Source organism: Bradyrhizobium sp. USDA 3364 (genome assembly GCF_054056355.1).
On the sequence record NZ_JBSRYG010000002.1, the window covers coordinates 2,408,400 to 2,423,144 of the forward strand.

A 14,745-nucleotide genomic window follows, 5' to 3' on the forward strand; every position below is an offset into this window, starting at 1 on the left:
CCCGACCGGGGCCGCCGTCAACTCAAATTGGAGGAATTTTTGGCCAGGACCTCTGCAAGCCAGCCTCCAGCCCGGACGCGCAGCGCCCTGGAAGCCGATGCGCGCGACGATGTCGCGCCGACGAAGAAGCGTCTCGATCTCTTTCACTTCATGCCGTTCCGCCTGAATCGGCTGGCGGCCGAGGTCTCCTCGGCACTGTCGAGCGAATATCAGGCGCGCTACGGCCTCGATATTCCGGAGTGGCGCGTGCTTGCGACGCTCGGCTTCCGCAGCGATCCCTGCAGCGCGCAATACATCGCGCATTGCACCCGCACGCATAAATCCACCATCAGCCGCGCGGTGTCGGCACTGATGGAGCGCGAGATCGTCGAGCGCGTCGAGAACGCCGACGACCGCCGCGAATTCCGCCTGCAACTGACCAAGAAGGGCCAGACGCTGTACGAGGAGCTGATCCCGCGTTTGCTGCGCAAGGAGCAGGAGATGCTGTCCTGCCTCTCCGCGCAGGAACGCCGCGACCTCGGACGCCTGCTCGGCAAGGTCGAGAGCAGCCTCGAGCTGGTGCAGACCAGCGAAGAGGCCGACGCGAAGGACGCGTATTAGGCCACACCGCCCTAGGCGCACACTCCGCTGTCGTCCTGGCGAAAGCCAGGACCCATACGCCGCAGCCGGAGTTGTGAAAGCGGATCGTCGTTCCAGCGAAGCGCAACAGTCGACATTTGTGGTTATGGGTCCTGGCTTTCGCCAGGACGACGTTGGGGTTGGCTTCGCGCTTCAACACAACGAGAGCCGCGAAGCTCTTGCGACGCAAGACCTACGCTCCGTCGATATGCTTCGCGATGACAGGGAAATAATTGTCCTTCGATCCCTTGTCGATCGCCTCCTGCAGCACCGTGCCGATCAGCTCCGCGCCGCGGATCTTGATGCCGGCGTCGGCGGCGAGCTCCAGTGCGTAGGACAGATCCTTCAGCGCATATTCGGTCGAGAACGCGCGCTCCGGAAAGATGCCCGGCACGATCGACTTCATGCCGTGGTTGCGCAGCGCAAAACTGTCGGCCGAGCCCTTCGACAGGGTTTCGAGCAGCAGTTTTGGATCGACGCCATTGTGCTTCGCCACCGCGACGGCCTCAGCCAGCGCGTTCACGGTCTCGAACAGCACCATGTTGTTGAGGATCTTGGTCACCTGCCCGGCGCCGACGTCGCCGCAATTGGTGACGTCGGTGGCGAAGCAGCGGATCAAGGGCTCGATCGCGGCATAGAGCGCGGGCACCGCGCCGACCATCACGCTGAGCGTGCCGTCCTGCGCCGCCTGCCGCGTGCGCGCGATCGGCGCATCGGCCCAGGCCGCGCCCCTGGCCTGCAACTGCGCGGCAAAGTCACGGGTCTGGCTCACTGAGGAGGTGCCAAGATCGACCACGACCTGGCCACTCCGCGCATTCTTCAAAATGCCGTCGCCTTCGAACACCGCGCGCACGTGCCTGGCGCTCGGCAGGCAGAGGAACAGCACGTCGCTCTGCTTGATGACGTCGGCGACCGAGGAGGCTACCTCGGCGCCGTCGGCGCGCAGGCGCTGCAGCGGCTCGGCCGCGAGGTCGAACACCACGACGCGCTTGCCGCTCCTCTTGACCAGGTTGCGGCAAATCGGCTCACCCATCACGCCGAGGCCGATGAACCCGAGAGTCTTGTAGTCAGTCATATCGCTTCTTCTTTGACGTTTCTTGAGAGGATGGAGATGCGCCTCGCCTGATCGGCGAGGCTATTTCGCGAACGATCGCGACGGCGCCAGATGCAGCGCGAACGCATCGACCTTGTCGCTGGCACGCGGATAGATCTCGCTGACGATCGGATCATGGCCGGGGATGAAGCGGTCGGGATGACCGGCGAGCCGCTCGACGGTCTCCCAGCCCTGCGCCATGTCGCCGACATTGTAGACGATCGGGAACGGGCTCTTCTTGTGCAGGTTCGCATAATAATGCGCGGCGTCGGACGCCAGCACGACCGGGCCGCGCGCGGTCTCGACCCGCACCACCTGCAGGCCGTCGGAGTGGCCGCCGACGCGATGCACGGTGACGCCGGGCGCGATCTCGCCGTCGCCGGAATGGAAGGTGACGCGCTCGCCATAGACGTGGCGCACCATCTGCGTGACGTGTTCAATCGAGAACGGATGGCGCAGCATGCCGTTGCACATGCAGCGGCCGGTCGCGTAGCTCATCTCGCGTTCCTGCAGATGGAATTTGGCGTTCGGGAAGCGATCCAGATTGCCGGCATGGTCATAATGCAGATGGGTGACGATGACGTCACGGATCGAGTCCGCGCTGACGCCGAAGCCGGCCAGCGCGTCGACCGGGTTGAGCGTCAGCTTGCGGGCGCGCGCCTTGGCCTCCTCGGCGTTGAAGCCGGTGTCGACCAGGATGTCGCGGCCGTGGCCGCGGATCAGCCAGACGAAATAATCGAGATCCTGCGCGGTGGTGTCGTGCGGATCGGGGACCAGGAAGTTGAGGTGGGGCGTGCGCGGCGACATCGTCGCATAGCGAAGGGCGTAGATTTCGTAGGCGTTTCCCATCGGTTTCGCTCTTGTTTGCGGTCTTGTTGGAATGGCTTGCCGTCCCGGACACAAAGCCATCGCCTCGCGCAAAGGTCAAACCGCGCGGAGTGCGACGAGCGCATGACAGGGCGGCCAAGCCCTTTGTGAGTGCAATCACATTATCGGCGCGCGGGAACCAGCACCATGCCGCGATGGCGATAGCCGCCATGACCGCATGCTGTTGCACTGCGGTCTCGCTGAGGTCATCGCGATAAGCGACGCTGCCGCAAGCCGTTGACGGGGATTTGGCCGTGGTTTGATAATGGATTTTCACGAGAGCGTTTTCGAGCGAAGCGGCGACCGGTTCGCGTGAAGAAAACGCGTCAAAAACAAGATTCTAGAGCCCCGTTCCGATTTCCATCGGAACGGAAAAGGCTCTAGAGTAAGGTTCCCGAGGCGCAGGCTGGAAGCGGCGCCATTTCATTGGAATGCCGCGATCTGGATTTGCCGCGATTATGAAAATCCGCCTTGCCTTGCTCGCCACGCTGATTTTTGCAATCGCGTCGCCTCTCCCTTCCTTCGCCGCCGGCGACCGTTTCGCGCTGGTGATCGGCAACGCCAAATATCCCGACGCCGACGCCCCGCTGAAGGAGCCGGTCAACGACGCCCGTGACGTCGCCGACGAGCTCAAGCGTGACGGCTTCACCGTCGAGGTCGGCGAGAACCTGACCGGCGACGGCATGCGCCGCGCCTTCGACCGGCTCTACGGCAAGATCAAGCCGGGCTCGGTCGCGCTGATCTTCTTCTCCGGTTACGGCATCCAGTCGAACCGGCAGAGCTACATGATCCCGATCGACGCGCAGATCTGGGCCGAGGCCGACGTCCGCCGCGACGGCTTCAGCCTCGAGACCGTGCTCGGCGAGATCAACAGCCGCGGCGCCGGGGTGAAGATCGCCCTGATCGACGCCTCCAGGCGCAACCCGTTCGAGCGCCGCTTCCGCAGCTTCTCGGCGGGGCTTGCCCCTGTCATCGCGCCCAACGGCACGCTGGTGATGTACTCAGCCGCACTGTCGTCGGTCGTCTCGGACAATGGCAGCGACCGCAGCCTGTTCGTGCGGGAACTCCTGAAGGAGATCCGCACCCCCGACCTGATGGCGGAGGAAACGCTGAACCGCACCCGCGTCGGCGTGACCCGGGCCTCGCGGCAGGAACAGGTGCCGTGGATCTCGTCGTCACTGGCCGAGGACTTCTCGTTCATTCCAGGCGGCGCCACCACTCAAAGCGGCGCAGCCACTCCGAGCGGCGCAGGCGGACCGTCGAACGCTGCGCCCGCACCCGCCGCATCGCCCGAGGTGGCGGCCGCACCGCCGGTCACGCCTCCCCCGGCTCCGCCGGCAGCAACACCGACACCGCCCGCGGCAACGCCGACGCCTCCCGCGGCAGCCGCGCCGACGCCGACGCCTGCACCGCCAAAGCCGTCCGTGGCAACGGCGCCGGCCTCACCATCGCCCGCGCCCAAGGCGCCCGAGATCGCCCTTCCGCCGCCCGCACCTCCGCCGCCGGTGGTGATCCAGCCCACCCCGGTCCCGAGCAGTTCGCCTGCGCTCGCCGATGATCCGACGATCAAGAGCCTGAGCGACAGGCTGGACAAGAACCCGGATGACGCGGCTGCGCTGTATCGCCGCGGCCAGGTCTATGCCAGCAAGGGCGCCTACGACCTCGCGGTGAAGGACTTCACCAATTCGCTGCGGCTGAACCCGAAGGATGTCGAGGCCTACAACAATCGCTGCTGGGTCCGCACCGTGATCGGCGACCTGCAGGCGGCGCTGAAGGACTGCAACGAGGCGCTGCGGCTGCGGCCGAATTTCGTCGATGCGCTCGACAGCCGCGGGCTGATGAACCTGAAGGGCGGGCAGAACAAGAACGCCATCGCCGATTTCGATGCCGCGCTGAAGATCAACCCGCGGCTGACCTCGTCGCTGTACGGGCGCGGCCTCGCCAAGAAGCGCAACGGCGCGGTCGCGGAAGGCGATCTCGACATCGCCAACGCCAAGGCGATGGACCCGAACATCGTCAAGGAATTCGCCGACTACGGCGTGCAGTGATCATGGACCGGGGCCTGCCCGAGGCTCGAACCGCCGATGGATTGGCGCGACTAATCGGAGGGTGCGTGCCGGGCCGGTGCCGGCAATCAATCCGGATAGTCGTTGGAACCGCGCGAGCCTGCGCAGGAGTGACCGAAATGTTCAAACCGTCGGCGAAAGCCGCGATCCTTTCCATCATGACCGTCGGCGCCGCGCTGGCGCTCGGCATGGCCGCCGCCCGCGCCGGTGACGATGTCACCGAGGATCAGATCATCAAGGCGCTGACGCCCGAGAAGAAGCCGCTGACCCGCGGCCTTTCGGCCGGCTCGCAGACCACCTCGCCCGGCCTGAACGCCGACCAGGCCAAATTCGTGCAGAGCGTCCGCGGCCGCGCCACCCGCTCGCTGTCCTCGACCGAGCGCGAGGAAATCGCGACCATCGTGCAGGACAAGCCCAAGATCGATCTCGAGATCAACTTCGACTACAACTCGGCCAACATCAGCGCGAAGTCACTGCCATCGGTGCAGGCGCTCGGCCGCGCTCTGACCAATCAGGATCTGAAGGGCTCGACCTTCGTGGTCGCCGGCCACACCGACGCCGCCGGCGGCGACGACTACAACCAGGGCCTCTCGGAGCGCCGTGCCGACGCCGTCAAGCGCTATCTGGTCGACAAATATGGCATCAACGGCACCGATCTCGTCACCGTCGGCTATGGCAAGAGCAAGCTGAAGGACCCGAGCCACCCGATGGCCGAGGTGAACCGGCGCGTGCAGGTGGTCAACGTCGAAAACAAGGACACGGCGTCGAAGTGATCTGGTCCAAATGATCCGGATGTGATGGGCGGTGGCGTAGCCGCTTTTTGAGGTTACAATGCGTCCCGCACCCCGGCGGGGCGCATTTGCTTGAGGGCAGAAGCCCAGAGCGGCCCACAGGTGACCCGCCTCACATGACGTCAGGGCTTGATCCGGAACAATGGACACCGGCCTTCCGCATGCTCAAGGAATACGATGGCGGGCGTGATGAGACTTCGACGAGCGCCCAAGACAGCCCCTGTCGATACGCGCCAAGTTCTGGATTGATCAGGCGATGAACTTTTCCCAATACCTCAAGCCTGCGCTCGGCACCGTGGTTTTCCTCGCGCTGGCTGTCGCCTATTACGCCTTCGACCACCGCTCCCATCCGGAGGAGAAGGAGACGCCGGGCCAGGCGCTGGTCGTAGTGACCAAATCGACCAATGCCTGCTTCTCCGACATGGTCCGCGTCACCGGCTTCATCGTGCCGCGCCGCGAGGCGCAGGTGAATGTCGATCAGGACGGCTCCAAGGTCATCGACGTGCTGGTCCGCGAGGGTGACACCGTGACCGAGAACCAGGAACTGGCGCGGCTGACCCCGCCGCCGCAGCAGGCCGCCCAGAGCAATGCCAAGCCGATCGTGCTGCGGGCGCCGGCGGCCGGGCTCGTCACCGAGGTGCGCACCGCGCCCGGCGCGCCGGCCTCGCCGCAGGGGGCCCCCGATGTTCAAGATCGCCGTCAACAACGAGATCGAGCTCGATGCCGAGGTGCCGGGCTTCCAGCTCCTGAAGCTCAATCCCGGCGCCAATGTCCGGATCAGCCGCGACGACGCGCCCGACATCGTCGGCAAGGTGCGCCAGATCTCGCCGCAGGTCGACCGCGCCACCCAGCTCGGGCACGTCCGCATCACCATCAACAACAATCCGTCGCTGAAGGTCGGCATGTTCGCGCGCGCCAATATCGACGCCAAGCGCTCCTGCGGCGTCGCGGTGCCGCGCACCGCGATCGACCGTTTGACCTTGCAGGCCGTGAAAGGCAACACGGTCGAGACCCGCAGGGTGCGCGTCGGGCTGACCTCGGACACCTCGACCGAAATCCTTGAAGGCCTCGACGTCGGCGAAATCGTCGTGGCCGATGCTGGCACCTCGCTGCATGACGGCGACCAGATCAAGACCATGTTCGCCGACGAACTCGATCGCACGCGATCACGGTAATTCGGACACGCTAATGGCTTTGAACATCTCGGCATGGTCGATCCGGAACCCGCTTCCCTCGATCGTCTTCTCGATCATCCTGCTCGTGCTGGGCTGGGTCTCCTTCACCAAGCTCGCTGTGACGCGGCTGCCGAGCGCCGACATTCCGGTGATCTCGGTCGCGGTGTCGCAATTCGGCGCCGCGCCCTCGGAACTTGAATCGCAGGTCACCAAGACGATCGAAGACGGCGTCTCCGGCGTCGAGGGCGTGCGCCATATCTCGTCCTCGATCACCGATGGCGTGTCCGTGACCACGATCCAGTTCGCGCTGGAGACCAACACCGACCGCGCGCTCAACGACGTCAAGGACGCAGTGACGCGCGTGCGCGCCAACCTGCCGCAGAACGTCACCGAGCCGCTGATCCAGCGCGTCGACGTGATCGGGCTGCCGATCGTGACCTATGCCGCGATCTCGCCCGGCAAGACGCCGGAGCAGCTGTCTTATTTTGTCGACGACGTGGTCAAGCGCGCGCTGCAGGGCGTGCGCGGCGTCGCCCAGGTCGAGCGCATCGGCGGTGTCGAGCGCGAGATCCTGGTCTCGCTCGATCCCGACAAGTTGCAGGCGGTGGGGCTCACCGCGGTCAATGTCAGCCAGATCCTGCGCGGCACCAATGTCGACGTCGCCGGCGGCCGCGCCGAGATCGGCAAGAACGACCAGGCGATCCGCACCCTGGCCGGCGCCAAGACGCTGAACGAGCTCGCCGGCACGATGATCCCGCTGTTCGGCGGCGGCGAGATCCGGCTCGACGATCTCGGCACCGTCACCGACACGATCGCCGATCGCCGCACCTTCGCCCGCTTCAACGGCGAGCCGGTGGTGGCGCTCGGCATCAAGCGCTCCAAGGGCGCCAGCGACGTCGTGGTCGCGGCCGCGGTGCAGAAGCGGATCGACGCGCTGAAGGTCGCCTATCCCGACGTCGACCTCAAGCTGATCGACACTTCGGTCGAGTTCACCAAGGGCAATTACGAGGCCGCGATCTCGACCTTGTTCGAGGGCGCGATCCTCGCCGTCATCATCGTGCTGCTGTTCCTGCGCGACATCAGGGCCACGATCATCGCCGCGGTCTCGCTGCCGCTGTCGATCTTCCCGGCATTCTGGGCGATGGACCTGCTCGGCTTCTCGCTCAACCTGGTCTCCTTTCTCGCCATCACGCTGTCGACCGGTATCCTGGTCGACGACGCCATCGTCGAGATCGAGAACATCGTCCGCCATATGCGGATGGGCAAGACGCCCTATCGGGCCGCGCTCGAAGCCGCCGACGAGATCGGCCTTGCGGTGATCGCGATCTCGCTCACCATCATCGCGATCTTTGCACCGGCGAGCTTCATGTCGGGGATCGCCGGGCAGTTCTTCAAGCAGTTCGGCATCACCGTCTCGGTGCAGGTGTTCTTCTCGCTGCTCGCCGCGCGCTTCGTGACGCCGATGCTGGCCGCCTATTTCCTCAAGCACCATGACCACGACGACCCGCCGCCCGGCCGCATCCTGCGCACCTATCACAGCATCGTCACCTGGTCGGTGAAGCACTATTTCATCACCGTGCTGATCGGCTTTGCGATCTTCGCGGCGTCGATCTGGAGCATCACGCTGCTGCCGCAGGGCTTCCTGCCGGCGCAGGACACCGCGCGCTCGCTGCTCGCGATGGAGCTGCCGCCCGGCTCGCAGCTCGCCTTCACCGAGAAGGTGACCGAGGAGATCGTGGCGCGCCTGCGCAAGCGGCCCGAGGTGAGGAGCGTGTTCGTCGACGGCGGCCGCGTGCCGCCGGGCATCCAGGAGGTGCGCCGCGCCGCGCTGATCATCAACTACACGCCGAAGGCGGACCGCAAGATCACCCAGCGCGAGCTCGAACTGTCGATCAGCAAGGAGCTCGAGAACGTTCCCGACATCAGGTTCTGGTTCCTCGACGAGAACGGCCTGCGCGCCATCTCGCTGGTGGTGACCGGCACCGACAGCAACATCGTCAACAACGTCGCCAGCGAGCTCGCGACGCAGATGAAGCGGATCCCGATCATCGCCAACGTGATCTCGGAGACCGCGCTAGACCGGCCCGAACTGCGCATCCGTCCGCGCGCCGAGCTCGCGGCGCGGCTCGGCGTCTCGACCGAGAGCCTGTCGCAGACCATCCGCGTCGCCACCATCGGCGACGTCGGCCCGGCGCTGGCCAAATTCGACGCCGGCGACCGCCAGGTGCCGATCCGCGTCCAGCTCGAGGACAGTGCGCGCAGCGATCTGCAGATGCTGCAGCAGCTGCGCGTGCCGCTCGGCCAGCGCGGCGAACGCGGCGGCGTGCCGCTGTCCGTCGTCGCCGACATCCAGCTCGACCAGGGCCCGACCAGCATCAACCGCTACGACCGCGAGCGGCAGGCCACGGTCGCGGCCGACCTCGTCGGCAATGCGGCGCTCGGCGATGCCACCAAGCTGATCTACGACCTGCCGGTCATGAAGAGCCTGCCGAAGGGCGTGAAGGTCAGCCCATCCGGCGACGCCGAAAGCCTCAACGAACTGTCCGACGGCTTCGCCACCGCGATCACCGCCGGCCTGATGATGGTCTATGCCGTGCTGGTGCTGCTGTTCGGCACCTTCCTGCAGCCGATCACCATCCTGTTCTCGCTGCCGCTCTCGATCGGCGGCGCGATCGGTGCGCTGCTGCTGACCGGCAAGCAGCTCACCACGCCGGTGTGGATCGGCATCCTGATGCTGATGGGCATCGTCACCAAGAACGCCATCATGCTGGTGGAGTTCGCGGTCGAGGCGATCCGCGACGGCAAGGCGCGCGAGGAAGCCATGATCGACGCCGGCATGAAGCGCGCCCGCCCGATCGTGATGACGACGATCGCGATGGCCGCCGGCATGATGCCGTCGGCGCTCGCATTCGGCGCCGGCGGCGAATTCCGCTCGCCGATGGCACTCGCGGTGATCGGCGGCCTGATCTTCTCGACCGTGCTGTCGCTGGTGTTCGTGCCGGCGATGTTCATGGTGATGGACGATATCGGCAACCTGATCTGGCGCTTCGGCAAGCGGCTCGTGGTCTCGCATGCCGACCACGAGCTGACCCCGAGCGAGAACAAGACCGACGAGACCAAGCGGCAGGGCGGCCCGCCGAACATGATCTCGCCCGCCGCGGAATGAACTGGGGCCTCGCCCACGTCGCGGTCACCGCGGCGACCGCGAGCCAGACGGGGCATGGCGGTGCTGGTGGCGTCTTTTCTGGTCGGGCTGGCGCTGCTGGCGAAGGTGCGGGAACGATAACCGCCGTCGTCCCGGCGAAGGCCGGGCCCCATAACCACCGGTCATGCTCGGTGAGGGACAACTAACCCCGGCGCGCCTTCGATAGATCACGCGGTATGGGTCCCGGCTTTCGCCGGGACGACATCTGGAGATGACGTGCTTCAAAATATCGAAAACAACCCCATGCAAAGGCGCTGACGGCGGCCGGCGTACGACAAGGCAACTTGACACGTCGGGCAACTCAGGGGTATTTTTCCAATATTCCGAAATCGTGCAAGCCTCATCGCTCGCAACGGCCCCCCTATGTGTCAGGGGCACTCGTCACCGTCATACTCATTGCGGTGACTGCGGTGGCGGCCGTCCATCCATTCAACGCCTGCAGCGATCTCCAGCTTCTTTCGGACCTTCGGATGCTAGATCATGATGCGTTTCCACGGAATCGCATCACGATCTCATCTCTTTGTTTGAGCATGATCTTTTCGGAAAACCGGTTTCCACTTTTCCGGATCATGCTCTAGCCGGGGAAGTCGCGAAACTCCTTGACGAGATTGAACGGAATTTTCCACCCGGCGCCTCCGCCGCGCATCAGCATCTTGATGTCTTCCGCCCGGTTTTCCTTTCTGGTTTTCGGATCGACCTCCAGTGTGTGGCCCTGGCTGTCCCAAGGTTTGGTCGGGCTTTTCGAGTAGTAGCCAAGAAAATGGCCGGCTTCATGGGCAGACGTGTTCGGCCCGCGTTGCGAGCAGATGAAGGCAAGGTCCAGCGATCTGGCAAACGCGCCATTGGGGTAGCCGCCATTGGAGAACAGCTTGTCGACGCAGAAAATGGTCAGGTGGGCGCCCTTGACCTTGTGCTTGACGAACAAGCCTTTCATTTTTTCGACGTCGATCAGATCGGGAAGGATCGCCAGGCTCACATCCTTCATGCCGGTGGCATTGGCGATCTCCTTTTTGACGTCAGGCTGCGAGTCGTCGATGACCAGCCAGTCGCTCGGCACCCGCTCGAAACGGATGTTGGCCTGCGGCCTCCATATATTGTTCATCGTCAGCAGTTCGTCCTGCTCGTTGCAGGGCTTCTTGGCGTGAAACGCCGGAGTGCCGCCGCTCCCCGGAACCATGACATTGCGGAACGCCACCTTGATCGTGATTTCTCGCAGTACGGCGACACGAAGCCTGGCCTCGATCTCCCCGCGCGCCGACCGGGCCACCACCTCCAGGCCGGGAAAGGGGATCGGCTTGATCCGGCCATTGATTTCGAAGAACCGTGCATCGCCATTGAAGGTGGCGGGAAGTGACGCTGCCCTGAGCTGCGGATCGATATCGGGTTGGGAGAAGGTCTCTCTGGCTTGCATGACGCGTCTAAGGGTATCGGCGCCATCGATCTCCTTGATTCCGAGGGCATGGGGATTGGGATCGACCTTGAGCCTTCTTCCGGGGTCGATCAGCGCCACGATGTTGGAGCTCCCGAACGGCACCACCATGCCCGGCGGGCTGCGGCCCTCATCGATGCCGGAGCGGCGGAAAACCTCTCGAAAGGCGGCCATGTCTGGTTGTCCTCTCCTGGTTCGGTCCGTCAACGGGAAATCTTGCGTGCGGAAACGAGAGCCTCCTTCCGCGCCGGCCGGAATGCAATGTGGCCGGCCGCCGCGGCGCGAGGCAGAAAATTTCGGCGGCGAGCTTCACGGCCGTACCCCCCACAATAATCGGCATGGACGGCAGCAGGCGTAGTCTACTCCGTTGTCCGCAGAACGCGGAAGGCCAATCAATGTCGCTAATGGGCCGTAGCCAACCTCGCTCCGGCCGCAATGTCGGCTATCGGAGAATGGGCCGACTTGGAATGGGCCGACTTGGGCTTGGGCCGGCCGTCATGATCAGCTTTTGTTTTTTACACGACCAAGACCCAAAGCAGACCATTGCGGCCAGGAACGAGGTGGTCCGAAGCGCGCATGTATCTGCGCCATGGTTCATCTGCCCATGGCATGGCTCCTCACTTCCGTCAATTTTGATCGTCATGTCAGATTGGGGCATTTCGCCGACGCGTGGCCGTAGAAGTCACGCGATCAATTTTTTTAATAATTTGCAGGACAGGAAATGAAAAGCGCAACGCTGTTTGCCATTGCTCTGTTTGCGGCGGGAATTTGGTCACACGACAGCGCGAGATGTCAGACGTCGCCTTCCCCTCCGCTTTCGCTTGCGCCGCCGCCGTCGAATGAGGAGGTGGCGTCTCCGCACGCAACCAACGTTCGGCCTCCGACGGCGACCACCAAGAGTTCGGCGCCGCCCCGAGCCGCTCAAGATGTGCCACCACGCTCGGCCGCCCCACGATCTGCGACCGTCGAACACGCGCCGTCGGAGTCCGACCACGTTTCGCCGGCACAAGCGATCAACAGGTCGTCGCCGTCCGCCAGGCCGGTCCCCGATTACGATGGCTTTAGCGTCGGCATCGACGATGACACACCAAGCCGGACGACACGACCCGTCAGGTCGCGCCAGGCAAAGCAGCCCAAGCTCAATCAAGAAGCAGGTCATCTCTCGGGACAGCAGTCAGTCGATCCCGCGGACGATGACAAGCTGAAGGGCAAGCTCACGATTTGCCGCGGCTGCAAGTAACAGCTGCCACTCGGGGCCGATGTTTAGATTGGCTCGTTATTTTTGCAGGGGACTTCTTGCGATGCAGGAGTCCGGAAATGGCCCGTTGCTGACCTCCGGGCCCTCGCCGAGAATGTCCGGGTTCAAGGGTACAGCGGACGCGCGGCCCCGAGACCGGGATGTCGCTTTTTGACCCATAGCAGACCTGCACCCGAGCATTCGCCGAGTGGCCGCCTTAACCTCGCAGTGGCAGCGGGATGGAAAGCGGTTAACGCGCGAGTGCAATCACTTCGTCATTTAAGTTTGCGCGAAGGCGCCCCACCGAAATTGCTCACCCGCGCCGACGAGTTGATCGAATAACTCGCTCTTAGCTGAGACGCATGGGTCCACACCTAGCCCGAGCGGACTCGCGCAGCGCTTCATCGCACTCCGCTTCCGGGCGTATTGAGACCTTGAGAAAGCATTCGCGAGGTCTGGCAGTGACCCGGCAGCTGACTCTGGATGCAAGCCTGAAGTAGACCGTGCGCTCTAGCACCCGTCGTCTCCCTCCACGACGGTCGACAGGAAGCTGGAACGAGCCAAATCACATGCAATCGGTTTCGAGAACGAGGTGCCAAACCATCTACTCGTCAACGAACCATCGTTGGTGACCCAGGGGATTGGCGGCAGTTGCGGCAGATAAGATGCATACGGCATCACTTTCGCAAGCGTCACTCTGACCAGATACTTTGCTAGAAAAACCTCGTTCATTCCGCCGTCCAGTCCGCTATAGATCGGGGCTGCCGGCACATTGTCATTGAGCAATCGCGCGAATTCGAGTTCGTCGGTACGTTGCTTCTCAAGCGCCCGCCGCGCAATTTTGGAATCCACGACAAACGCGGGGCACTTATCGGTGGGACTGAACACGAGAGGATACGGCGAATTTGGTGGAGCTTGCGCATCGAACACATAGCGTCGATTGCACACGTTCACCTTAGGTTCGAGATGCGTCGTCTCGAAGTGATCGTTGCCGACTTTGAGCATTTTCCAGAAGGAGAGGTTCGGGCTATTTCGATGCAGCGCCAGGTTTGCCGGCGTTAGGCGGAATGGATAAGCTTGGACCTGAAAGGACGGTCGGCCGCCGAGGGAGTCCCGCGCTAGCGAATAGATCTCGCTTATCTGTTCGTCGGTCATGGCATAGCAACCTCTCGATGAGCAGTCGCCATGGATCATGAGTAAGCTGCCGTCGCGATTGTTTGCCTTGTCGAAGCTGTTGGGAAAGCCGACGTTAATCGCGAGATGGTAATCGGAGTGGGGATTCATCAGCTCGGGAGTAATCGTATAGAACCCCTCTGGAGCCTGACGGTCACCGTCCTTCAGTTTCGGCCCGAGATCCCCCGACCACCGACAGATCGGGTACACCTTGAGGATTCTGAAGAGGCCGGTGGTGTCCTGTTTCCAGACTTCGAGCTCCGCCTCTTGCTTGAAGACGCGCACAAGGATGGGCGAGTATTTTGGCATCTTCTTTTGTCGAAGCAGCGAGAGCAACTCGGGCGGTAGCTCCTTAGTAGCCTTGGCCGGCAAGCGGTTGCTGTTTTCGCCAAGGCAGGTGGCCGGCGACAACGCCGCGAAGAAAGCTGCAGTCAGCACAAGCGCACGGAGTGCCGTGGCGCCGATCGTGACCTTACCTCGGGGGTGGAATCTGCTCATTTGGGTAGCGTGTAATCAGTGGGTTCGTAAGGCAAGCCCAGATGGACGTAGTCACCGGAGACGCTCGAGCTTATCGTTGGCCTTTGGGGACGCCAAGACGCTTGGTCTCGTCGTCCGCTTCTGGCCCTAAGTGAAGTGGCGGCACGTAGATTTGAGGTCCGCTCATGGACGTGTAGCGGACTAGGTTTGCTCAAGGTGGGTTCTTCGCATTGTGACCCACAGTGGCCAGCTCCTGCCTCTCGGCGGTCTAGGCTGACTTCGCATTTCGGCCTAATGTTGAGACATGTCGCTCACTAGCCCGATCAAGCCCTATGATCCCATGTGGCCGCAGCAATACGCGGCAGAACAGGCGCGACTGCGACCCCTTTTCGGTTCCATGCTGATGCTTAGACGGTTTTGGATCTGCGCTGCGATACTCTGCGCTTTGGCTTCCCGTGCGTGGTCGGCGGCGGGGTCTTCCGGACCGTTTGCCGATGGTGGTTATATTCCGGACTTCTTGAAGATCGTCCGTCAGTACAACGCGAGCGGCGATGAATTTCGCATCCAAGGGATCTGCAAATCGGCTTGCACGCTGTTCCTTGGCATCCGAAATG

The 14,745-nt window shown here is 63.5% G+C and carries 7 protein-coding genes and 2 pseudogenes; 5 read left to right on the top strand and 4 right to left on the bottom strand.

From position 1 onward, the window contains the following. Positions 1 to 39 precede the first annotated feature (39 nt). On the top strand, positions 40 to 600 hold the full coding sequence (locus ACVILL_RS11295) for a MarR family winged helix-turn-helix transcriptional regulator (protein WP_456729107.1): 561 nt from the start codon (positions 40 to 42) through the stop codon (positions 598 to 600). A gap of 211 nt (positions 601 to 811) precedes the next feature. On the opposite strand, the pseudogene ACVILL_RS11300 reads toward ACVILL_RS11295, so the two are convergent. Together ACVILL_RS11300 and ACVILL_RS11305 are read right to left on the bottom strand one after the other, a co-directional pair. Beyond that, positions 812 to 1,699: pseudogene (locus tag ACVILL_RS11300) on the bottom strand (NAD(P)-dependent oxidoreductase); the annotation flags it as partial. 54 nt (positions 1,700 to 1,753) lie between these two features. Then, positions 1,754 to 2,560, bottom strand: coding sequence for an N-acyl homoserine lactonase family protein (locus tag ACVILL_RS11305; protein WP_456729108.1), 807 nt, complete (start codon positions 2,558 to 2,560; stop codon positions 1,754 to 1,756). Between the two features lie 476 nt (positions 2,561 to 3,036). Here ACVILL_RS11305 and ACVILL_RS11310 point away from each other — a divergent pair, with 476 nt between their 5' ends. The 4 genes and pseudogenes from ACVILL_RS11310 (at position 3,037) to ACVILL_RS11325 (ending at position 9,776) form a co-directional block, all read left to right on the top strand. Next, positions 3,037 to 4,626 (top strand): caspase family protein, encoded by a 1,590-nt coding sequence (locus tag ACVILL_RS11310; RefSeq protein WP_456729109.1) that lies wholly within the window; start codon positions 3,037 to 3,039, stop codon positions 4,624 to 4,626. 137 nt (positions 4,627 to 4,763) lie between these two features. Further along, entirely contained in the window at positions 4,764 to 5,417 is a 654-nt protein-coding gene (locus ACVILL_RS11315) for an OmpA family protein (RefSeq protein WP_456729110.1), read from the top strand. Positions 5,418 to 5,691: 274 nt separating this feature from the next. Beyond that, positions 5,692 to 6,610: pseudogene (locus ACVILL_RS11320) on the top strand (efflux RND transporter periplasmic adaptor subunit). A gap of 13 nt (positions 6,611 to 6,623) precedes the next feature. Continuing rightward, positions 6,624 to 9,776 carry an efflux RND transporter permease subunit gene (locus ACVILL_RS11325; RefSeq protein WP_456729111.1) on the top strand — a complete coding sequence of 1,051 codons (3,153 nt, stop codon included), beginning with the start codon at positions 6,624 to 6,626 and terminating at the stop codon, positions 9,774 to 9,776. 613 nt (positions 9,777 to 10,389) lie between these two features. On the opposite strand, the gene ACVILL_RS11330 is transcribed toward ACVILL_RS11325, so the two are convergent. Both ACVILL_RS11330 and ACVILL_RS11335 read right to left on the bottom strand, forming a co-directional pair. Then, complete coding sequence (locus ACVILL_RS11330) at positions 10,390 to 11,418, bottom strand: hypothetical protein (RefSeq protein WP_456729112.1); 1,029 nt, start codon at positions 11,416 to 11,418, stop codon at positions 10,390 to 10,392. A gap of 1,573 nt (positions 11,419 to 12,991) precedes the next feature. Then, on the bottom strand, positions 12,992 to 14,152 hold the full coding sequence (locus tag ACVILL_RS11335) for a L,D-transpeptidase family protein (protein ID WP_456729113.1): 1,161 nt from the start codon (positions 14,150 to 14,152) through the stop codon (positions 12,992 to 12,994). Positions 14,153 to 14,745: the final 593 nt, after the last annotated feature.

Coding starts and splice junctions, on each gene's coding strand:
- ACVILL_RS11305 (WP_456729108.1), bottom strand. CDS start 2,560: ATGGGAAACGCCTACGAAATCTACGCCCTTCGCTATGCGACGATGTCG.
- ACVILL_RS11335 (WP_456729113.1), bottom strand. CDS start 14,152: ATGAGCAGATTCCACCCCCGAGGTAAGGTCACGATCGGCGCCACGGCA.
- ACVILL_RS11310 (WP_456729109.1), top strand. CDS start 3,037: ATGAAAATCCGCCTTGCCTTGCTCGCCACGCTGATTTTTGCAATCGCG.
- ACVILL_RS11315 (WP_456729110.1), top strand. CDS start 4,764: ATGTTCAAACCGTCGGCGAAAGCCGCGATCCTTTCCATCATGACCGTC.
- ACVILL_RS11330 (WP_456729112.1), bottom strand. CDS start 11,418: ATGGCCGCCTTTCGAGAGGTTTTCCGCCGCTCCGGCATCGATGAGGGC.
- ACVILL_RS11325 (WP_456729111.1), top strand. CDS start 6,624: ATGGCTTTGAACATCTCGGCATGGTCGATCCGGAACCCGCTTCCCTCG.